Source organism: Salinivibrio sp. PR6, assembly GCF_001995955.1.
Lineage (GTDB): Bacteria > Pseudomonadota > Gammaproteobacteria > Enterobacterales > Vibrionaceae > Salinivibrio > Salinivibrio siamensis.
The window spans coordinates 146,413-167,409 of sequence record NZ_MUFA01000001.1 but is presented as its reverse complement, the minus strand read 5'-3'; the positions used below and the strand labels follow the sequence as shown (position 1 = coordinate 167,409).

Here is a 20,997-nt window from a genome sequence, read left to right as displayed (position 1 = left end):
TGGTTAAGGCAAGAGTTATAACGAATTCGATTAGGGATATTACGCTATGAGCCAACAACACAATAATGCCATGCCGCCAATTATGGACGCCCTTGTTCCTATGGTGGTGGAACAAACCTCGCGCGGCGAGCGCTCTTACGATATATACTCTCGCCTGCTAAAAGAACGCATCATCTTCCTCACTGGGCAAGTGGAAGATCAAATGGCAAATTTGATTGTGGCGCAGATGCTGTTCTTAGAGTCAGAAAACCCAGAAAAAGACATTTATTTGTACATCAACTCGCCAGGTGGCGTGGTCACGGCAGGCATGGCGATCTATGACACCATGCAGTTTATCAAGCCTGATGTCAGCACCCTGTGTACTGGCCAAGCGTGCTCAATGGGATCGTTCCTGTTGGCGGGTGGAGCCAAAGGCAAACGTTATTGCCTACCGAATTCACGGGTCATGATTCACCAGCCGCTGGGGGGCTTCCAAGGCCAAGCGTCTGATATTGAAATTCATGCCCAAGAAATGATCAAAACCAAGCACCGCCTCAACACCCTGTTGGCTGAGCACACAGGCCAGCCGATGGAAGTGATTGAACGTGACACCGACCGTGATAACTTCATGGCGGCACAGGAAGCGGTGGACTATGGCTTGGTTGACGCCGTATTAAGTCAACGAGACTAAACCCAACATGCCTTAGGGCGTTGAAATCAAGCAAGCTGCGTGAACAAGCGCAAAGCTTGTCAGTGGTTGGGTCGGAAAAAGTGGCCGATTTGTTGTAAACTCAACATAAGGCAACGACGGGCAAATGCCCCAAAGAGGTTAGCGAATGACAGACAAGCGAAAAGACGGTGGAAGCGGAAAGCTGCTTTACTGCTCATTCTGTGGTAAGAGCCAACACGAAGTTCGTAAGTTAATTGCCGGGCCATCGGTCTACATTTGTGATGAGTGTGTTGACCTGTGTAATGACATTATCCGTGAAGAAATTAAAGAAGTGATGCCAAAGCGCGAGGGAGATAGCTTACCCGCGCCGAGTGAGATTCGTGCACACCTTGACGATTATGTCATTGGCCAAGAGCAAGCGAAAAAAGTGCTCTCGGTTGCAGTCTACAACCACTACAAACGCTTGCGAAACGGTGACAAAAGCGCAGATGGTGTGGAGCTGGGCAAGAGTAACATCTTGCTGATCGGCCCTACCGGTAGTGGTAAAACATTACTGGCCGAAACGCTTGCGCGCTTTTTGGATGTGCCATTTACCATGGCAGACGCCACCACATTGACCGAGGCCGGTTATGTCGGTGAAGACGTGGAAAACATTATCCAGAAGCTGTTGCAAAAGTGCGATTATGATGTCGCCAAAGCGGAGCGTGGTATCGTCTATATCGATGAGATTGACAAGGTCTCTCGTAAATCCGACAACCCATCTATTACCCGAGACGTTTCTGGGGAAGGGGTGCAACAAGCACTGCTTAAATTGGTAGAAGGGACAGTCGCGTCGATTCCTCCTCAGGGAGGACGTAAGCATCCACAGCAGGAATTTTTGCAAGTGGACACGTCGAAAATCCTGTTTATCTGTGGCGGTGCGTTTGCGGGACTCGATAAAGTGGTTGAGCAGCGTGTCGATACAGGCTCTGGCATTGGCTTTGGTGCGCAGGTTAAAGGCGCCACGGACCGTTCAGCCGATGAGTTCTTTGGCAAAGTTGAGCCCGAGGACATGGTGAAGTATGGCCTGATCCCTGAATTTATCGGCCGTCTACCCGTAACCGCGGTGTTGAGAGAGCTTGACGAAGATGCCTTGGTGCAAATTCTGCGCGAGCCGAAAAACGCGTTGACCAAGCAGTATGGCGCGTTGCTTGAACTCGACGGGGTGGAGCTGGAGTTTCGAGACGACGCACTGCGTGCTATCGCCAAAAAAGCGATGGAGCGTAAAACGGGTGCACGTGGCCTACGCTCGATTGTCGAAGCTGTCTTGTTGGATACCATGTACGACTTACCGTCAATGAAAGACGTGAGCAAAGTGGTGATTGACGATTCAGTGATCCGAGGCGAATCTGCACCTCTACTGATGTATGAACACACGGATAACCAAGCGGCGGGTGGCGAGTAATATCGTTACACAAGGTTATCAGTGATATAGAAAAAGGGAGTGACAACTCCCTTTTTTATTTTCTGACGGTTGAGCCGTTGAAACCTGTCCAACAGACCCCATATACTCATAATCAGATTGAACGGAAGAGAGAAGCATATGAACTTGGAGCGTTCCGAGCGCATTGACATTCCGGTGCTGCCACTTCGGGATGTGGTGGTTTATCCTCACATGGTGATCCCGCTTTTTGTGGGAAGGGAAAAGTCGATACGCTGCCTTGAAGCGGCGATGGACAACGACAAACAGATTCTACTGGTTGCGCAAAAAGATGCCGCCACTGATGATCCAAGTATCTCAGATTTATACACCGTTGGGACGGTGGCAACCATTCTCCAGCTTCTTAAACTTCCAGATGGCACGGTGAAAGTGCTGGTTGAAGGGATGCAGCGTGCGCGCATCGATCAGTTTAGTGAAGATGATTTCTTCACTGCGCAGGCCGAGTATTTGACCACGCCAAGCTTGGATGAGCGTGAGCAGGAAGTGTTGGTTCGCACGGCGATCAGCCAGTTTGAAGGCTTTATCAAGCTCAACAAAAAGATCCCGCCAGAAGTACTGACATCCTTAAATGGTATTGAAGAGGCGGCGCGTCTTGCTGATACCATTGCTGCCCACATGCCGCTTAAGCTTGAAGACAAGCAAAATGTGTTGGAAATCGTTGATATTTCCGAGCGTCTCGAATACCTGATGACTATGATGGAGTCTGAGATTGACTTGCTTCAGGTTGAGAAGCGCATTCGTGGTCGCGTTAAAAAGCAAATGGAAAAGAGCCAGCGCGAGTACTACCTCAATGAGCAAATGAAAGCCATTCAGAAGGAGCTGGGTGAGCTGGATGATGCGCCGGACGAGTTTGAAGCGCTGAAGCAGAAAATCGAAGAATCAAAAATGCCGCAGGAGGCGCGGGAAAAAACCGAGCAAGAACTGCAAAAGCTGAAAATGATGTCTCCGATGTCGGCGGAAGCCACCGTGGTACGCAGCTATATCGATTGGATGATTAGTGTGCCATGGGCAAAACGCTCAAAAGTGAAAAAGAATTTAGCCCGCGCGGAAGAAGTGCTCAATGCCGACCACTATGGCCTTGAGCGCGTCAAAGACCGTATTTTGGAATACCTCGCGGTACAAAATCGGATGAAGAAGCTGAAAGGCCCGATTCTTTGCTTAGTGGGACCGCCAGGGGTGGGGAAAACCTCGCTAGGGCAGTCTATTGCTCGCGCCACTGGGCGTAAATATACCCGTATGGCGTTGGGTGGCGTACGTGATGAAGCGGAAATCCGTGGCCATCGTCGCACCTATATCGGCTCATTGCCCGGCAAGCTTATCCAGAAGATGTCGAAAGTGGGCGTCCGTAACCCGCTGTTCCTGCTCGATGAAATCGATAAGGTGTCGTCTGACATGCGTGGCGATCCCTCATCGGCGCTGCTTGAGGTGCTTGATCCTGAGCAAAACAATGCGTTTAACGATCATTATCTAGAGGTTGACTACGATCTCTCGGATGTGATGTTCGTGGCCACATCTAACTCGATGAATATCCCCGGCCCACTGCTGGATCGGATGGAAGTGATCCGCCTGTCTGGTTACACCGAGGACGAGAAGCTCAACATTGCTAAGCAGCATTTGATTGACAAGCAAGTGGCTCGTAATGGCTTGAAACCGCATGAGATCACGATTGAAGACTCGGCCATTGTCGGCATTATTCGTTACTACACACGCGAAGCGGGCGTGCGTAACCTTGAGCGCGAGATTTCTAAACTTTGTCGCAAGACGGTCAAAGAAATTCTGCTTAATAGCGAGCTCAAGCAAGTGACGGTGACGGATGAGAACTTGCAAGATTACTTAGGCGTCCGCCGCTTTGATTATGGTAAAGCGGATGAGCAAAACCGGGTGGGCCAAGTGACTGGGCTTGCTTGGACCGAAGTGGGTGGTGACTTGCTCACTATCGAGACGGAAGCGATGCCAGGTAAAGGCAAACTGACGCACACAGGCTCGCTGGGCGATGTGATGCAAGAATCAGTGCAAGCGGCGATGACCGTGGTGCGCAGCCGTGCTGAGAAGCTGGGAATCAACAGCGACTTTTACGAGAAGCGTGATATTCATGTCCACGTCCCAGAAGGCGCAACGCCCAAAGATGGCCCAAGTGCGGGCATCGCGATGTGTACTGCCTTGGTTTCAAGCTTAACCGGTAACTCAGTGCGGTCCGATGTCGCGATGACGGGAGAAATCACCTTACGCGGTGAAGTGCTCCCGATTGGTGGCTTGAAAGAAAAGCTACTCGCGGCACGTCGCGGCGGCATAAAAACGGTGGTTATCCCAAAAGAAAACGAGCGTGATTTAGAGGATATTCCTGCCAACGTCAAAGAGGACTTATCTATTCACCCTGTGCGTTGGATTGATGATGTTTTGACCATTGCGCTAGAGAATAATCCGCTCGGAATTGAGCTGGTTAACGCCGAAAAGAGTGACATGCAGCAAAATTAAGCAACGTAAAACGCTGACAGGCAGTAAAAGGCTTGTCAGCGTTTTTTTTGCTCGCTAACGTTGCTTTGACGCATTGCCTGCATGGGGCGGGCAAGCGCGCTTTCAACGTCTTTCGTCGACAAAGCGTCTGTTATTGAATACCGCAACATTGATAGGTTTGCGGAGATGTAATCTAAGGGGATGAAAAAGTGAATAAGTCGGAACTGATTGATCATATTGCAGAAGGTGCGGATATTTCTAAGGCCTCAGCAAACCGTGCATTGGATGCCTTCGTCGAGGCGGTGTCTGACACATTGAAGTCAGGCGACCAGGTCGCGCTAGTGGGCTTTGGCACCTTCTCTGTACGCGAACGCGCTGCACGCAAGGGCCGTAACCCACAAACGGGCGCTGAAATTGATATCGCGGCGGCCAAAGTACCAGGCTTTAAAGCGGGTAAAGCGTTAAAAGACGCCGTTAACGAGTAATCCTCGTGACTCGCTGCCGAATTATTCGCGTTTGACGGGGCGCTAGAGCTGCAAAGCCACTAACAACCGCGTATAATTCGGCGCACAAGAGCGTAAAGGCGCATCACATGATGCGCCTTTTTAGTTGAAAGACAACCAGCCCAAACCAGTTGGAGTACCGGCCAGTTATGATGGAACGTATACGCGAAGGCACCAATAGTCTTGCGGTGAAGATCATTTTAAGCCTTATCATCTTTTCCTTTGCTTTTGCCGGTGTCGGCAGCTATCTGGCAGGCGGTTCCAACCCGCCTGCTGCAACCGTCGGTGATAAAGAAATCAGCCGTGCAGAGCTCGATCGAGCTTATCAAAACGAACGTGCTCGTATGCAGCAACAAGCCGGAGAGCAGTTTAACCAACTGCTGGGCAACCCAGAGTATGTGAAGCGTTTTCGTCAAAACATCTTAGATCGAATGATCAATGACTTGCTGTTAGAGCAGGCGGCTAGCGAACTCGGTTTGCGTGTGAGTGATGCGCAAGTCAAAGCAGCGATTAGAGCGATGCCACAGTTCCGTCAAGGCGGGCAGTTTAATAACGATCGTTATCAAGCCGCTCTGCGCCAAACGGGCATGAGTGCCGATGAATTTGCCAACTATATGCGCACAGACTTAATGCGTCAGCAGCTGGTTAATGGCCTACAAGGCTCAGGCTTTGTCTTGCCCAGTGAGTTAGAGAATCTGTATCGCTTAGAGGCGCAAAGCCGCCAAGTGCGCACCATCACGCTCCCAGTGGCTGATTTTGCAGAGCAGGTATCACTAACGGACGACGAGCTGGAAGCATACTATCAAGCTAACCGAGACGATTATATCCAGCCTCGCATGGTCAAAGTCGCTTATGTAGAGCTCACGGGAGAGGGGCTGGCTAATGAGGTTCAGGTCTCGGATGAAGCCATCGCGACTTATTACCAAGAGAATCAGTCTCAGTATGGCTCACAAGAACGTCGTAAAGTGAGCCACATCCTGATTGAAGGGACAGGTGATGAGGCTAAAGCCAAAGCCCAGCAAGCGCTAGAGCGCCTGAATCAAGGCGCCGCATTTGCTGCTTTAGCGAAGGAAATGTCTGATGACACCTTCAGTGCTGAGCAGGGTGGGTCGCTGGACTGGATTGAACCTGATGTGATGGATCCGGCGTTCGAGAAAGCGGCGTATGCGCTGTCAGAGAAAGGCGATGTCTCTGGGCTCGTTCAATCTGACTTTGGCTATCATATTATCCGTTTAGACGATATTGATCCGGCGGATGTGACACCGCTTGCAGAGGTAAAAGACGATATCCGTACCGAATTGCAACAAGCGCGCGCGGCGGATCGTTTCTACGCGCAGTCTACCACACTGGCTGAAGTCGCTTTTGAAGAGGCGAATGGTTTGGAGCCTGCGGCTGATGCGGTGAACAGCAAGGTGCAGTATACCGATTATTTTGCGTTAGACGCGGCGACTGGCTTGATGGCTCGTCCTCAGATCCAGCAAGCACTTGACAGCTATGACGTACGTGAAAACGGGCTTAACTCAGAGTTGATTGAGTTGTCTGGTGAGCATGCGATTGTTGTGCGCCTTGATGATGTGAAGCCGGAAAAACAGCTTAGTTTTGCGGAAGTGAAAGACCAAGTTCGCGAAACGCTCGCCGCCGAGAAAGGCCAAGAGCAAGCAAAAGAAACCGCCGGTGACTTGATTGCCCAACTCGAAGAAAGCGGTGAGGTAACGGGGAGCGATTACACCTTCAGTGCCCCCATCACACTCAACCGTGTTTCTCAGCAACAAGCTATCGCTGAGCTGGCGTTTTCTCTGCCACAGCCAGCATCTGACAACGCCAGCTATGGCGTGACGCAAAACCGTCAAGGTGATGTGGTGGTTGTCGCACTGGATAAGGTGATGGTGCCTGAGGTGCCAGATATCAGCCCGCAAAGCCAAATGGCGGCGCGTGTTCAACGCGCGATGAGTAACATGTCACTGTCTGCGACCTTACAAGCGTTGCGCGAAGAGGTGGATGTGACTTACGCGGAGTCAGATACCCAGTAAGCGAGTGGGCAGCAGGAGTTCGATCTCTCTCGCACCCTCTTTGCTTGAGTAAGAAAAACGGCGCTAGGACTTTGTCCTGCGTCGTTTTTCTTTTATCGCTCACATGCAAATAGGCGAGCGCGGACTTAGGGTAAGGCTGACATTTCTACAAGGAGTGAAATCATGAAACACCTTTTATCCTGTCTGTTCTTTGCCCTTGCGTTGGTGACGGCGCCGGTGAGTTGGAGTGCTGATGAAAACGCCGTTCAAGCGACTGAGCAAGTTGAACGTCTTTCCGTTAACATCAATACCGCGAGTGAGCAGCAGTTATCAGAGCAACTCAAGGGGATTGGTCCGGCGAAGGCCAAGGCCATTATTGAGTATCGCCAAGCCCACGGTGAATTTAGCTCGCCAGACGCACTGATGGAGGTCAAAGGCATTGGTCCCTCAACATTGGATAAAAACCGAGACCTCATAAAGGTGTAACCACGCTCGCGCAAAGTGGTGTTTGGCGCTTTGCGCGAATAATACTTGTGTCTGCTGGCTTGAATGCACACAATGACAGCGATGTGTAGCATGGTAGCAGGATGCGATGACTCAAAAACAAAGCCACTTTTTTGCCCACCTTGCGCGAATGAAGCTGATTTATCGTTGGCCACTGATGCGCAATGTTTCCGCCGAAAATATCTCTGAACATAGTTTACAGGTTGCCTTTGTGGCGCATGCGTTAGCGTTAATCAATAACAAACGCTTCAATGGTCACTATCAACCCGAGCGTATCGCAGTATTAGCGATGTTCCATGATTGCAGCGAAGTGATCACGGGTGACTTGCCTACCCCAGTAAAGTACTTCAATCCATCCATTGCGGGGGAGTATAAAAAAATAGAGAAAATGGCCGAGAAAAAGCTTATCGCGATGCTGCCGCCTGAGTTACAAGAGGAATATAGCGGGCTAATAGACTCAGACCACATCGCGCCGGATGATTACCAACTGGTGAAACAGGCCGACACCTTATGTGCTTATTTAAAATGCCTGGAAGAGATTGCAGCAGGGAACCATGAGTTTGAGCAAGCGAAGAAGCGGCTGGAAGCCTCGTTAGAGAAAAGGCGCTCTCCGGCGAGCGATTACTTTATGGCCACTTTTGTGGATAGTTTTACACTGTCGTTGGATGAGATCAGTGATGATGGATTTTGACCTATCTGACGCCTGGCAAATTCGCCAGATGACAAATGAGCAGAAAAAGCGTCGTCATGATAAACGCACGGCGTACCAACGCGATCGTGCGCGGATTCTGCACTCAGCTGCCTTTCGACGCTTGCAAGCAAAAACCCAGGTGCTCGGTGCCGAGCACAGCGACTTTTATCGGACTCGGTTAACCCATTCACTAGAGGTCTCGCAAATTGGTACCGGCATCGTCGCTCAGCTCAAAGAGAAACAACCAGCATTTCGCCCACTGCTTCCGTCGACCGGTTTGATGGAAAGCCTCTGTTTGGCTCACGATATCGGTCATCCACCTTACGGTCATGGGGGCGAAATCGCATTGAATTACATGATGCGCAATGACGGAGGGTTTGAGGGCAATGCGCAAACCTTTCGCATTGTCACGCTGCTTGAGCCTTATACACAAGATCATGGGATGAACTTGGCACGTCGCACCTTGCTTGGTGTGATGAAGTACCCCGCATTGATCAGTGCCGCTCACAATGGCAATCAGCCTGCGCCCGTTAACGACTTTCGCCATCTCAAAGCGCGGGAGTGGCAACCCGCCAAGGGCATTTATGATGATGATAAAGCGCGGCGAGATTGGGTGCTCGCGCCATTAAATGAGGCGGATCGCGCGTTATTTTTAGCGTTTCGCGATCACACGGCCACGGATCAACACCGCAAAACACGCTATAAATCACTCGATTGCTCCATCATGGAGCTGGCCGATGATATCGCTTATGGCGTCCATGACTTGGAAGATGCCATCGTGATGGGCCTAGTGACGAGGGAGCAATGGCAAGAGTCAGTAGCAAGCCATTTGGCAGAGTGTGGTGACCCATGGCTCGAGGCCAACATTGGTGAGCTAAGTGAGCAAATGTTTGGCCCTCCGTACGAGCGTAAGGACGCGATTGGCGCTCTGGTCAATACGTTATTGACCTCAGTGGAGATCGCGCCGACCAATCAAAATGGCACCCACAGTTTTACCTCTCCGCTATTGGCGTGGAATGCCTATTTGACTGAGGTCATGGCCGGTGTTTTGGAGGTGCTAAAGCGCTTTGTCAGTGAATTTGTGGTTAAACAGCCAGAGCTTCAGGTGGTGGAGTACAAGGGCCAACAGTTGGTCATGGAGTTGTTTGATGCCTTTGCCTCTGATCCCGAGCGTTTGTTGCCAACCGACTATCGACGCGATTGGCTGGCCGCTCGAGCGAACGGCCAATCAGGGATGCGAGTGATTGCCGATTACCTGTCGTCGATGACTGACAGCTTTGCGCAAAAGCTCCACAGCACCATGTTTACCGCCGCCAGTAATGGTCCGCTGTACGCGATTCGCTAGCGATCGGGGACGAGCGTGGGTGATGACGCCCTCAGTGTGCGGGACAATAAGCCAGTCGCTCGTTCAGTCGTGGCGCTTGCTCGCATTGGGTATAAAGGCGAGCTGGCGCTGAACGAGAAGGTCAAAACTGTCGAGCAACGGCTGATAGGGTGTGGGGTCTCCACTGAGTTGACTCAGTGCCATATAGCCGGCCTCGAGGGTGGACAGGGCACCCGGCTTCCGACTTTTACGAATCTGATACTGGCTTGGCGCACAGGCGTCAATACGGATACTCGGAAGTGCCTGTAAATTGGTCGACAACTGATACATTTTGTAGGCTTTTTTCCAGGTCCCATCCAGCAAAATAACCCCTTGTTTGGCACTCGCACCTTGGGCCGTCATCTCACTGAGTACCATCGCGTTTTCACCGGGGTAGAGCACGGCATAAGTAATGTCCGGGTCCGCCAATAACGCATTCAGCGGGGAATGCTGGCTAAAATCTTCTCCGACGAAGGTCACGCTATGTTGTAGCGAAAGGCTCAGCAGGCAGGCACTGTTCTTTGGGTGCGAGACTTCATCAGGGTGCTGAAGCAGGATCACGGGATTGGGATTATCAATCTTGATGATGGCATCGCAAATGCAAATGGCGTGGGCTTTATGGCAGCGAGAGCAGTATCGAGACATACGAATAAGGGCGTTATAAACGGAATACGGTGATCAATAACATAACGCAAGCCGTGTCGCACGTGCTTGCGTTATCGACAGGTAACCCACTAGCACTTTTGGCTGTACCCGCTGAGAAAGCGTTCAAAGCGACTGATAGCCATCTCCAAGTCATCGACGCGAGGCAAGGTGACAAGCCGGAAATGGTCGGGTTGATGCCAATTAAAGCCCGTTCCATGCACCATGAGCACTTTCTCTTGCAATAAAAAGTCGAGCATTAACTTTTCATCGTTATGAATGTTATACCGCTTGGTGTCGATTTTCGGGAAGAGATAGAGCGCGCCTTTCGGCTTTTTACAGCTCACCCCTGGAATTTGGTTGATAAGCTCATAGGCTTTGTCGCGCTGCTCCAGCAACCGACCGCCGGGTAAGATAAGCTCGTTGATGCTCTGGTATCCCCCCAACGCCGTTTGAATCGCATGCTGCATCGGGACATTGGCACAAAGCCGCATCGATGCCAGCATCTCAAGGCCTTCTATGTAACCGCGTGCATGTTGTTTCGGCCCTGTGACCAGCATCCAGCCGGCGCGAAAGCCACAGACTCGGTAGGCCTTGGATAAGCCATTAAAGGTCAAGCACAGTACATCCGGTGCTAAGGTGGCGATAGAGTAGTGCTGCGCCCCGTCGTAGAGAATTTTATCGTAGATTTCGTCCGCAAAAATGATCAGATTATGCTGGCGCGCGATCTCCACCACTTGCAACAAAAAGTCGCGACTATAGACAGCCCCCGTTGGGTTATTGGGGTTAATCAGGACAATCCCGCGGGTGCTGGGCGTGATTTTACGTTTGATATCGTCTAAATCTGGATACCAGTCCGACTCTTCATCGCAAAGGTAATGGACAGGCTTGCCCCCTGATAAAGATGCCGCCGCCGTCCAAAGTGGATAGTCGGGTGAGGGCACCAGTAACTCGTCACCATTATTAAGCAGGGCTTGCATGGCCATCACGATAAGCTCGGAGGCACCGTTGCCCAAATAGACGTCTTCAACGTCTAAGTCCATCAAGCCGCGCTTTTGGTAGTGTTGCACCACGGCTTTACGGGCGGAGTAGAGCCCTTTTGAATCGCAATATCCTTGCGAGGTGGGGAGGTTGCGGATCACATCCACCAAGATTTCATCGGGGGCATCAAAGCCGAACGGGGCGGGGTTACCGATATTCAGCTTAAGAATGCGGTGGCCCTCTTCTTCGAGGCGTTTCGCTTCTTTCATCACTGGACCGCGAATGTCGTAGCAGACATCATCCAGCTTGGCGGACATTCCAATAGGTTGCATTAACGTTCCTGTAAATAAAAAGGTGAAAATTGTTATTAGGCTTTTTTGGTAACTTACACTATTTGTTTGCCAATTCGAAAGACTTGGGCAGATAAAGTTTCACTGCCAGGAATGGCGCAAAAAAATCGACCAAGTTTGACAGATAACTGATCTAGCGCATATTTGTAAAAGACGCTCACAGGTAGACTGATAAGCAAGAATAACGTGCTACATAAAAGAGTACGGATTGACTTGCAAAGAGCACTGCCGCCTAGGCGGTTGGAGGATGTCGTGACTACCTTGATTCAAGCGGCTAATCATTTACAAAGCCAAGTAGCGATCAGTCAAGCGCCTGCACAATTGACCATGGCGTTTACTTGGCCAGGTGATTTGTCGCCCGTTGCTTGGTTGGATGCACAGCCTATTTACCCGAAAACCTACTGGCAATCACGCGATGGTCGTGAAGAGGTATTGGCACTGGGCGCTAGCCATCAGTTTTCTCAGCTACAAGCGGCCCAAGCCAGTCTGTTGCCTGACCAGCGCATTTGGGGCTGTGTGGCCTTTGATGATGCGCCCGGCTGTGGTGATTTTTTCTTGCCAGTGGTTGAGCTCGTCAGGCGTGACCAGCAATGGCAGCTGAGTATTAATCTCACCACGGCGTGTGACAGCCAAGCGGTACTTAATCAGGTGATTTGGCAAGGCCGTCCTTTGGCGGCAGGGCAAGCGGTTGTCCGTGAGGAGACACATACCCCCAACCACGCTCAGTGGTGTCAATCTGTCCGTTGTGCGTTGACACACATGGAGCAGACCGCACTACAAAAAGTGGTGCTGGCACGTCAAACGCGTCTGTCGCTCAATGCGCCGATCAGTGCCGGCCAGCTGTTACAGCATAGCCAACAGCACAATGTCGAGAGTTTTCACTTCCTTTTTGCAACCGGCCCTGATGACGCTTTTGTTGGCTCAACCCCAGAGCGGCTATACCGCCGTCGCGATTGTCGTGTGACCACAGAAGCGGTGGCAGGGACAGTTCGTCGTGGCGCAAGCTTTAGTGAAGATCACCATCTTGGCGAGTGGCTATTAAGTGACACGAAAAACGTGCACGAGAATCAGCTGGTGGTGGACGATATTTTCGCCGGACTTCGCCGTCATGCGTTAACCATTACGGTTGACCCTGAACCGCGTCTGATTGTGCTTCGCCATCTTCAGCATTTACGTCGTCGAATCAGCGCCATCATCGGGCCTGGTGTTGATGATACTGTGCTGCTCAGTGCCTTACAGCCCACCGCCGCGGTGGCCGGATTGCCCCGTGAAAATGCGCGTACCTTTTTAGCCGAGCAAGGCATTGCTCGTGGCCGTTATAGCGGTGCGGTCGGTTATCTTTCTCAGCGTGAAAGCCAGTTTTGTGTGGCAATACGCAGTGCACAAGTGACAGAGAATACCGTGGACTTATATGCCGGCGCCGGTATTGTCCCTGGCTCGGATCCGGATGCTGAGTGGCAAGAGCTGGACAATAAGCTCACGACTCTCCGTCAGTGTTTGCCTGCTTGCACGGTGCCTGAAAAAGACGCCATCAGACTCGGAGCCTGCTAATGTCGCTTTCTCTCACACACACCTGGGCAGAGGTTGTGATAGAAGAGCTATCGCGCCTAGGCATCAGGCATATTTGTGTCGCGCCCGGTTCACGCTCCACACCCTTGACGCTGGCCGCGGTGAAACAAAGTCAGCATCCCCAACGTCCGGTGACAATCCACCGTCACTTTGATGAGCGCGGGCTGGGTTACCTTGCCCTTGGTTTGGCCAAGAGTATCTGTGAGCCTGTCGCGGTGATTGTGACCTCAGGCACTGCGGTGGCAAATTTGCTGCCTGCCGTGGTAGAGAGTGGCTTAACCGGTGAACCGTTAGTGATTCTTTCTGCTGACCGCCCGTTTGAATTAATGGATTGTGGCGCGAACCAAGCGATTACCCAATCAGGCCTGTTTTCTTCTCATGTGACCGCTGAATTGGCGCTTCCGGCGCCGACCGCTGAGATCCCTTTGCCGGCGTTACTCACCAAAGTGGATCAGCTACTTGCACGTCAGGCTGAGCAAGGGGGGAGCGTCCATATTAACTGTCCGTTTCGTGAGCCTTTTTATGGCAATCGCGATGAGACAGAGGAGGAAAAGCTTCGCGAGTCTGTTGCCCACTGGTGGCAAAGCGGCCAGCGTTATACCCGCCACCATCAAGCTCGCTGTTCTGCGATGCCTGAATGGCCGCCTTGGTGGACGCCGACTGATGGAGGACCACGAACGGTAATTGTACTTGGTGCCGTGCCAGAGGGGCTGTCCGAGGCCGTGGAGCGGTTAGCGAATTCGCTTCATGCCATTATCTTGGCCGATCCACAGGCAGGGGTGGCGAGCAGTGCACCTGGCTACGATCTGTGGCTTAACCATCCCGATCTTTTCCAGCAATTGAATCAAGCCCAATGGGTGATTCAGCTCGGTGGGCGGTTGGTGTCTAAACGCCTTGGCCAATGGCTGGCGCAAACGCAAGCTCACTACTGGCTGATCAGCGAACACACACAGTCACTTGCCCCTCATCATTTGTCTGTCGAACAGTTTGTCGTGCCGCCGTCCCAGTGGCGGTTGTGGTTAAATGCACTGACTGATGCCGTCGACAGTGCACATTCTGACGCGATAGCTGATTCGACGCATGTGAGCGCGTGGCAATGCGCCCTAGTCAACGGTGCCAAGTATCAAATGCAACTGGCGGCCGCCGCCATACCGACTTCCCCTTTGTCGGAACACAATGTCTTTCAAACTCTGCCGGCGATGTTGCCTCACCACGCGGATGTTTTTATCGGTAACAGCTTGGCGATCCGCTTAGCGGATATTTGGTCTCACCTTGCTCACCATCGGGTATTTGCCAACCGTGGCGCCTCGGGCATTGATGGTTTACTCGCCTGTGCCGCTGGGGTGCAGCGATACCGCGCTCAGCCAATGTTAGTGGTGTTGGGTGATACCAGTGCACTTTACGATCTTAATAGCCTCGCATTATGGCGGGAGACGTCTGCGCCGGCCGCCATCCTTATCCTGAATAACAATGGCGGTGGCATTTTTGATGCGCTGCCGGTTGATCAAACCCTTTGTGATACCTACTACCGGATGCCGCATGATCTAGGTTTTGAACACATCGCGGCGCAATTCTCTTTGGGTTTCCATCAACCCGTGACCCCAGATGATCTCGTGCGAAGCGTGAGTCAGGCACTCACCACCCCTGGGGCTGATGTGATTGAAGTGGTGACACCGGCCGGAGAAGCGGGACAGGTACTCAGCGAGTGCTTAGCTGCCATGGCAGCCAGGGGGACACATGCTTAGTTACCAACAAGGCGGCGATCGGCATGGAAAGAAAGTGGTGTTTCTCCATGGTTTTTTAGGTAGCGGAGAAGATTGGCGTACGGTGACCGATAAAATGCACCATTGTCATTGGCTGTGCATTGATTTGCCTGGTCATGGTAGCAGTGTGAGCTATCAAGCCGTTGACTTTGCCACGACAGTCGCAGCAATACGACAAACGTGTTACCAGGTGTGGGGGCATCAAAAGGCATGTTTAGTCGGATACTCGCTCGGCGCGCGCCTTGCCATGCATCTTGTCTGCACTCAACCCAGTCTTTGGCGCGCGGTCTTTTTGGAAGCGGGTCACCCAGGTTTGGCGGATAGCCATCAACGACGCAAGCGGCTGGCACAAGATAGCCAGTGGGCGGCGCGCTTTGCGCATCAAACCCTGTCAGAGGTGTTAAACGATTGGTACCAGCAAACCGTCTTCCAGTCACTCACGTCTGACCAGCGTACCGCTTTAGTGCTTGAGCGGGGAAATAATCACGGCCCCGCCGTAGCGAAAATGCTATTGGCGACCTCTTTGGGCCGCCAGGCGAATTTACGCGCGGGGCTGGGTGAAGCCTTTCGACAAGGCGTCACGATTGACTACCTTTGTGGAGAGCACGACAACAAATTTACCTCACTTGCACATTCACTATGGCAACACACCGGGATCCCCGCCACGCCGATAGAAGGGGCAGGGCACAACAGCCATGTTGAAAATCCAGATAGGTTTGTGCAGGTACTCACGCAAAGTCACGCACTCGCTTGACTTTTTATCTTTATGACGGGCTTTGTCCCAAGCAACCGAGGAAGGGGAGACACTATGGCTGTCACGCCGGGAATGACAGAAAAAGAGCTTTACGCGCCGATTGAGTGGGAACCGACTGAGCATGCGTTTAGCGATATCCTATACCATAAATCCGCCGACGGTATCGCTCGGATCACCATTAACCGCCCTCAGGTACGCAATGCATTCCGGCCACAAACGGTAAAAGAAATGATGCAAGCGTTGGCTGATGCGCGCTATGACAGCCGAGTGGGCGTGATTATCCTCACTGGGCTGGGAGAGAAGGCGTTTTGTTCCGGCGGCGATCAGTCCGTGCGGGGCGACTACGGCGGGTATCAAGATGATGAAGGCACGCACCATTTGAACGTGCTGGACTTTCAGCGTCAGATCCGCACCTGCCCCAAACCCGTCATTGCCGCTGTTGCAGGCTATGCCGTCGGTGGTGGCCACGTATTGCATATGATGTGTGATTTAACCATCGCCGCTGACAACGCCCAGTTTGGGCAAACGGGTCCCAAGGTCGGCAGCTTTGACGGTGGCTGGGGGGCGTCTTATATGGCACGGATTGTGGGGCAGAAAAAAGCCCGTGAAATCTGGTTCTTGTGCCGTTTCTACAATGCGCAAGAAGCCGTAGACATGGGATTGGTGAACACCGTTGTGCCACTGGATGAGCTTGAGCGAGAGACAGTGCGTTGGTGCCGGGAAGTGCTCCAACACAGCCCCATGGCGTTGCGCTGCTTAAAAGCGGCGTTGAATGCAGACTGCGATGGGCAGGCAGGTCTACAAGAACTGGCCGGTAACGCCACCATGATGTTTTACATGACCGATGAGGGGCAAGAAGGGCGCAATGCCTTTAATGAAAAACGCCGCCCTGAATTTGATCGTTTCCCACGAAATCCATAGAGGTCACTATGAGACAGGCACGGATTTATCACTACACCTTGCCAGTCAATGCCGGTTTATTTGTCCGTGATCAGCCGTTAACGGAGAGAGAGGGCTTGGTGGTTGAATTAAGCGAGGGAGCACAACGTGGTTGGGGCGAAGTGGCGCCGCTCCCCGGTTTTAGCCAAGAAACCTTTGCTGAGGCACGTCATGCGTTAATTGCTGCCACCGCGGTTTGGTGTGATCATCGTAATATTGCCATGCCACAACTGCCTCCTTCTGTGGCATGGGGGCTAAGTATCGCGCAAGCCGAGTTAGACAAGCGTTTGCCCACTCAGTCAGGCTTTCGTCATGTGCCCGTGTGTACGGGGGATCCTGATGCCTTGTTGGTGACGCTGGGACAACAACCGGCGGGCCAGCCTTATGAGGCAAAAATTAAAGTGGGGGAGTATGAGGTCGCCCGCGATCGGTTAATGATCGCGACCATGTTAGAGGCGTTGCCGGATTTGAGGCTGCGCCTTGACGCGAACCGTCGTTGGCAACCTGAGCAACTTGCCGGCTTTTGGGATGGGCTCAGTGAAGCCCACCAAGCGCGAATTCACTGGATTGAAGAGCCTTGTCGCGATCCTAACCAATCGCTCGTACAGGCACAGGCATTAGGCTACCCCCTGGCGTGGGACGAGAGCTTAATCGATAGCCAAGATATGGCATTGCTTGAAAACGATCGGGTCTCGACCTGGGTGATTAAGCCCAGTTTACTCGGCGATCTGGCCACCATTGAGCAATGGGTGAGTCGGGCGCATGCGTTGGGCAAAACGGCGGTGATTAGCTCGGCATTAGAAACCAGTTTGGGCTTAACGCAATTATCACGATTGGCCGATTGGTTGACCCCAGGTGTCGTGCCAGGACTTGATACATTGGGGATTTATCAGCATCAACTCGATCGCACCTGGCCAGGGGCGTCGCAGCCCTTGATCCCGCTCCACGATCAACCACTCGTGTGGATAAACACCTTGTGAGTCAACGCATGTTTGGGTTTGATACGTGGCCATGGCGCCATTGGGCGGCTGTAGCACCGAACGCGAAAGCGATTGATAGCGAGGCGCCGCTCACATGGGATGCACTCAGTACGCTCGTGGATGGCCAGCAAGCTCGACTGGGTGAGGCGCCCATTGTGGTGCTCGACAGCGCATTGTCACAAAGGGAGCTGATTGTGGGGATGCTCGCGGCTTGGCAGGCGGGGAAAAAAACGCTGGTATTGAATCAAGCTTTAAGTGACGAGGTGCAAGCCTCCGTGCTGAGTCAACTTGGCGTCTATCAATTTTTGCCTGACCGCTCGCGCCAACCGCGTGTCAATGTGCTGCCCATTGCCACCCATTGGCAACCCGATAAGCCTCTGACGTTAACCTTAACTTCCGGGTCAACCGGTACGCCTAAGGTGATTGCTCACGCGGCTCATCAGCATCTCGCCAGTGCTGCCGGTTTAACCCAAATGCTGCCTTTTTTGGGCTTGGCGGATAAGACGACCTCTCTAGAAAACCGCGTCGATCGTTGGCTCTTATCGTTGCCACTGTTTCATATATCCGGCTTAGCCATTGTATGGCGTTGGTTGTATAAAGGCGCACAGCTGGCTATCTATCCATGTCGTGGGGAAAGCATGGCATCGGCGCTCACACATGTTAGCCACGCCTCGTTAGTGCCCACGCAGCTCTATCGCGTGTTGCCTGCACTGAGAAAGTGCCCAGATACTTCCACCTTATCTCACGTGTTGCTCGGTGGCGCTGCGATTTCAAGTGCACTGACGGAGCAGGCAGAACAACAAGGGATAAGCTGTTGGTGTGGGTATGGGATGACGGAAACGGCATCGACGGTCACCTTAAAGCGAGCCGATGGACAGGATGATGTGGGTACCATCTTGCCCTATCGCGATGTGATGGTGGCGGATGACGGTGAGGTAATCCACCGCGGGGAGACGTTAGCCTTAGGGGTTTGGCAAGCGGGCGCATTGCAACCGCTTGATGCGTCCAAAGGGCTGGCCTCGCGCGATTTAGCGAGTTGGTGTACAGACGTTCACCCGCCGACGCTACGTATCATCGGGCGTAAGGATAATCAATTTATCTGCGGTGGGGAGAACGTTCAGCCCGAGGTGATTGAGGCACACTTGCAACAGTATGCCGAGATCCGTCAAGCCATGGTCGTTCCGGTTGACGATCGCGAATTCGGGGCGCGTCCGTTGGCGATTATTCAGAGTCGGTGCCTTCTCAACGCCCAGCAGCTGGCTGACTATTGTCGGCGCTTGCCCGCTTATCAACGCCCGGTCGCGTTTTTACCTTGGCCATCGTTATCGCCCGAGGCGGGGATTAAACCGTCTCGAGCGCAATTAACCCAATGGGCTCAACGCCAAGCGATTGACTAAGGCCGGTCGGCGCGCAGGCGAATGACTTCATTGCGCATATGCTCTGAGGTCGCTTGCTCAGGCTCAACGGCTGGACCGGCGACGACGGTGACTTTAGACCAAAACCGCTTGGGCAGTTTTAACATGGCTTTCCCGCCATGACGGCTAAAGTAGCTGCCCCAAAGGCCCTGTAACGCCATCGGTATCACAGGCACCGGAGAGCGTTGCAAAATCATATCCATCCCGCGGCGGAATTGGTCGATTTCGCCGTCATAACTAAGATGCCCTTCTGGGAAAATCAGTACCACTTCGCCATTATCAAGCGCCTTTTGAATCTCGTTCATGGCGGCCCGGATCGTGCGGCCCCGATGGCTAATGGGGATCACTTTTGAGGTACGGAAGAACCAATGTAGCACGGGTAATTGATATAAATCTTCAAACATTACAAAGCGGATAGGGCGATGACACGCGCCAGCTAACAAGAGCGCGTCCATATAGCTGACATGGTTACAAATCAGCAAGGCACCGCCTTTTTCAGGAATATGGTGTAAGTCTTGGTGTTTTACTCGATACAGGGTATGGGTGACCATCCAGGTAAAAAAGCGCAAGGCGAAAATCGGTACCAGCTTGCTGACATAGATAGCCACCAAGAAGTTGAGCACCGCCAATACTAAGAAGAATTCCGCGATAGATAACTTAACCACGACCAAGAGAGTGATACCGAGTATCGCACTGACCACCATAAACAAGGCATTGAAAATATTGTTGGCGGCAATCACACGCGCACGCGCGGCTTTATCGGCGCGTTGTTGCATCAGACTGTACAGTGGCACAATAAAAATCCCGCCACACACGCCAATCATCAATAGGTCGATAAATACCCAGGTCAGGGCTGGATCAGTGATAAAAGCAAGCAGGTTGCTATGAAGGGTCGGGGCCGCCGGCGTGGCAAAAAACAAATGTAAGCCAAAGCCGGTTAATCCTAAACTGCCCAAGGGGACAATGCCGGGCTCGATACGATGACCAGAAAGCTTATCACACAGCAATGCCCCCACAGCGATGCCAACAGAAAACAAGGTGAGCAGAAATGATACGCCAATTTCACCGCCACCGATCGAGGCGGTGAATTTGGGAAACTGGGTTAAATAGCTGGCACCTAGAAACCAAAACCAGCTGATCCCGAGAATCGCTTGTAAGGTGACCTTGTCTTTACGCGCGAAACGCAGCGTTTGTCGCATTAAAGCAACGGGTCGGTAACGTAAATTGAGTCCAGGGTTACCCGCGGGGGCGGGAGGGATGGCATGGGCAGACATGACGCCGAGCAACGCAAAACTTAATACGGCTATCCCAGAGATCAGGTTAGAGTCAGGGTGATGGGCAATAAAGCCCGCCAGCAAGGTACCGAGCAGAATCGATAAGAAGGTGCCGGTTTCCACCAAGGCATTGCCTGAAACAAGCTCTTTGTCATTGAGCGTTTGTGGTAGTAATGCGTATTTCACCGGGCCAAAAAAAGCCGATTGGGTGCCCATCAAAAAAAGTAAGCCGAGTAACACATTCCAAGCGTGAAAATACAGCGCGACAGCGGCACTCGACATGATCACCACTTCTAACCATTTCACCCGTCGCATAATAAGGGCTTTGTCGTATTTGTCCGCAAGCTCGCCAGCAAAGGCAGAAAACAAGAAAAAAGGCAGAATAAACAGCCCAGCAGCGGCGTTGATAAACAGCGTGGCATCCATCGGCAGTTGATCGGCCGAGGCGAACGCGACCATGATCACCAACACATTCTTATAGACGTTATCGTTAAACGCGCCCAATGCCTGGGTAATGAAATAAGGCAAAAAACGTCGCTCGCGTAAAAGCTGAAACTGTTGGCTCATTTAGGCAGATCCATTTCGCGTTGCAATAAGCGACTTATACTAGCAGCGAGCGAGGTATGCGCAACCTTGAATACGTTGCGCATCATTCTGTTAGTTGTCAAACAAGGAGG

17 protein-coding genes are annotated in these 20,997 nt (G+C 52.3%); 14 read left to right on the top strand and 3 right to left on the bottom strand.

Going from position 1 to position 20,997, the window contains the following annotated elements:
• Positions 1-46: 46 nt before the first annotated feature.
• The 8 genes from clpP (at position 47) to BZG72_RS00720 (ending at position 9,635) form a co-directional block, all read left to right on the top strand.
• Positions 47-670 carry an ATP-dependent Clp endopeptidase proteolytic subunit ClpP gene (gene clpP / locus BZG72_RS00755; protein ID WP_046075254.1) on the top strand — a complete coding sequence of 208 codons (624 nt, stop codon included), beginning with the start codon at positions 47-49 and terminating at the stop codon, positions 668-670.
• Positions 671-815: 145 nt separating this feature from the next.
• Positions 816-2,093: an ATP-dependent protease ATP-binding subunit ClpX gene (gene clpX / locus BZG72_RS00750; protein ID WP_046075255.1), complete on the top strand. Its 1,278-nt coding sequence runs from the start codon at positions 816-818 to the stop codon at positions 2,091-2,093.
• Positions 2,094-2,231: 138 nt separating this feature from the next.
• Entirely contained in the window at positions 2,232-4,604 is a 2,373-nt protein-coding gene (lon, locus tag BZG72_RS00745) for an endopeptidase La (RefSeq protein WP_046075256.1), read from the top strand.
• 188 nt (positions 4,605-4,792) lie between these two features.
• Positions 4,793-5,068 carry an HU family DNA-binding protein gene (locus tag BZG72_RS00740; RefSeq protein WP_046075257.1) on the top strand — a complete coding sequence of 92 codons (276 nt, stop codon included), beginning with the start codon at positions 4,793-4,795 and terminating at the stop codon, positions 5,066-5,068.
• A 167-nt stretch (positions 5,069-5,235) separates the two neighbouring features.
• A complete protein-coding gene (gene ppiD, locus BZG72_RS00735; RefSeq protein ID WP_046075258.1) occupies positions 5,236-7,116 on the top strand; it encodes a peptidylprolyl isomerase in 1,881 nt (626 codons plus the stop codon).
• A 162-nt stretch (positions 7,117-7,278) separates the two neighbouring features.
• Positions 7,279-7,581 (top strand): ComEA family DNA-binding protein, encoded by a 303-nt coding sequence (locus BZG72_RS00730; RefSeq protein WP_046075259.1) that lies wholly within the window; start codon positions 7,279-7,281, stop codon positions 7,579-7,581.
• Between the two features lie 106 nt (positions 7,582-7,687).
• Positions 7,688-8,290, top strand: a complete 603-nt coding sequence (gene yfbR / locus BZG72_RS00725; RefSeq protein WP_046075260.1) for a 5'-deoxynucleotidase — start codon at positions 7,688-7,690, stop codon at positions 8,288-8,290.
• A complete protein-coding gene (locus BZG72_RS00720; protein ID WP_077665873.1) occupies positions 8,277-9,635 on the top strand; it encodes an anti-phage deoxyguanosine triphosphatase in 1,359 nt (452 codons plus the stop codon). Before yfbR ends, BZG72_RS00720 begins: the two co-directional genes overlap by 14 nt.
• A 63-nt stretch (positions 9,636-9,698) precedes the next feature.
• On the opposite strand, the gene BZG72_RS00715 is transcribed toward BZG72_RS00720, so the two are convergent.
• Together BZG72_RS00715 and BZG72_RS00710 are read right to left on the bottom strand one after the other, a co-directional pair.
• Positions 9,699-10,298: a tRNA-uridine aminocarboxypropyltransferase gene (locus tag BZG72_RS00715; protein ID WP_077665872.1), complete on the bottom strand. Its 600-nt coding sequence runs from the start codon at positions 10,296-10,298 to the stop codon at positions 9,699-9,701.
• A gap of 89 nt (positions 10,299-10,387) precedes the next feature.
• Entirely contained in the window at positions 10,388-11,608 is a 1,221-nt protein-coding gene (locus tag BZG72_RS00710) for a pyridoxal phosphate-dependent aminotransferase (protein ID WP_077665871.1), read from the bottom strand.
• 270 nt (positions 11,609-11,878) lie between these two features.
• Between BZG72_RS00710 and BZG72_RS00705 the strand changes: the two genes are divergently transcribed.
• The 6 genes from BZG72_RS00705 to BZG72_RS00680 are packed head-to-tail and all read left to right on the top strand — an operon-like array spanning position 11,879 to position 19,028.
• Positions 11,879-13,177 carry an isochorismate synthase gene (locus tag BZG72_RS00705; protein ID WP_241832500.1) on the top strand — a complete coding sequence of 433 codons (1,299 nt, stop codon included), beginning with the start codon at positions 11,879-11,881 and terminating at the stop codon, positions 13,175-13,177.
• A complete protein-coding gene (menD, locus tag BZG72_RS00700) occupies positions 13,177-14,940 on the top strand; it encodes a 2-succinyl-5-enolpyruvyl-6-hydroxy-3-cyclohexene-1-carboxylic-acid synthase (protein WP_077665870.1) in 1,764 nt (587 codons plus the stop codon). The genes BZG72_RS00705 and menD overlap by 1 nt, the downstream gene beginning before the upstream one ends.
• The gene (gene menH, locus BZG72_RS00695; RefSeq protein WP_077665869.1) at positions 14,933-15,712 is read left to right on the top strand and encodes a 2-succinyl-6-hydroxy-2,4-cyclohexadiene-1-carboxylate synthase; all 780 of its coding nucleotides are present in this window, start codon (positions 14,933-14,935) and stop codon (positions 15,710-15,712) included. The genes menD and menH overlap by 8 nt, the downstream gene beginning before the upstream one ends.
• Before the next feature lie 54 nt (positions 15,713-15,766).
• Entirely contained in the window at positions 15,767-16,633 is an 867-nt protein-coding gene (gene menB / locus BZG72_RS00690) for a 1,4-dihydroxy-2-naphthoyl-CoA synthase (protein ID WP_046075267.1), read from the top strand.
• Positions 16,634-16,641: 8 nt separating this feature from the next.
• Complete coding sequence (menC, locus tag BZG72_RS00685) at positions 16,642-17,631, top strand: o-succinylbenzoate synthase (RefSeq protein ID WP_077665868.1); 990 nt, start codon at positions 16,642-16,644, stop codon at positions 17,629-17,631.
• Entirely contained in the window at positions 17,628-19,028 is a 1,401-nt protein-coding gene (locus BZG72_RS00680; protein ID WP_131828013.1) for an AMP-binding protein, read from the top strand. The genes menC and BZG72_RS00680 overlap by 4 nt, the downstream gene beginning before the upstream one ends.
• Here the strand turns inward: BZG72_RS00680 and BZG72_RS00675 are convergent.
• Entirely contained in the window at positions 19,025-20,887 is a 1,863-nt protein-coding gene (locus BZG72_RS00675; protein WP_077665866.1) for an MFS transporter, read from the bottom strand. The two genes, BZG72_RS00680 and BZG72_RS00675, sit on opposite strands and share 4 nt — an antisense overlap.
• Positions 20,888-20,997: the final 110 nt, after the last annotated feature.

Bases quoted from the DNA above. Each gene is read 5' to 3' on its own strand.
- lon (WP_046075256.1), top strand. From the start codon at position 2,232: ATGAACTTGGAGCGTTCCGAGCGCATTGACATTCCGGTGCTGCCACTT.
- clpX (WP_046075255.1), top strand. From the start codon at position 816: ATGACAGACAAGCGAAAAGACGGTGGAAGCGGAAAGCTGCTTTACTGC.
- BZG72_RS00715 (WP_077665872.1), bottom strand. From the start codon at position 10,298: ATGTCTCGATACTGCTCTCGCTGCCATAAAGCCCACGCCATTTGCATT.
- yfbR (WP_046075260.1), top strand. From the start codon at position 7,688: ATGACTCAAAAACAAAGCCACTTTTTTGCCCACCTTGCGCGAATGAAG.
- clpP (WP_046075254.1), top strand. From the start codon at position 47: ATGAGCCAACAACACAATAATGCCATGCCGCCAATTATGGACGCCCTT.
- BZG72_RS00730 (WP_046075259.1), top strand. From the start codon at position 7,279: ATGAAACACCTTTTATCCTGTCTGTTCTTTGCCCTTGCGTTGGTGACG.
- ppiD (WP_046075258.1), top strand. From the start codon at position 5,236: ATGATGGAACGTATACGCGAAGGCACCAATAGTCTTGCGGTGAAGATC.
- menH (WP_077665869.1), top strand. From the start codon at position 14,933: ATGCTTAGTTACCAACAAGGCGGCGATCGGCATGGAAAGAAAGTGGTG.
- menD (WP_077665870.1), top strand. From the start codon at position 13,177: ATGTCGCTTTCTCTCACACACACCTGGGCAGAGGTTGTGATAGAAGAG.
- BZG72_RS00710 (WP_077665871.1), bottom strand. From the start codon at position 11,608: ATGCAACCTATTGGAATGTCCGCCAAGCTGGATGATGTCTGCTACGAC.
- BZG72_RS00720 (WP_077665873.1), top strand. From the start codon at position 8,277: ATGATGGATTTTGACCTATCTGACGCCTGGCAAATTCGCCAGATGACA.
- BZG72_RS00675 (WP_077665866.1), bottom strand. From the start codon at position 20,887: ATGAGCCAACAGTTTCAGCTTTTACGCGAGCGACGTTTTTTGCCTTAT.
- menC (WP_077665868.1), top strand. From the start codon at position 16,642: ATGAGACAGGCACGGATTTATCACTACACCTTGCCAGTCAATGCCGGT.
- menB (WP_046075267.1), top strand. From the start codon at position 15,767: ATGGCTGTCACGCCGGGAATGACAGAAAAAGAGCTTTACGCGCCGATT.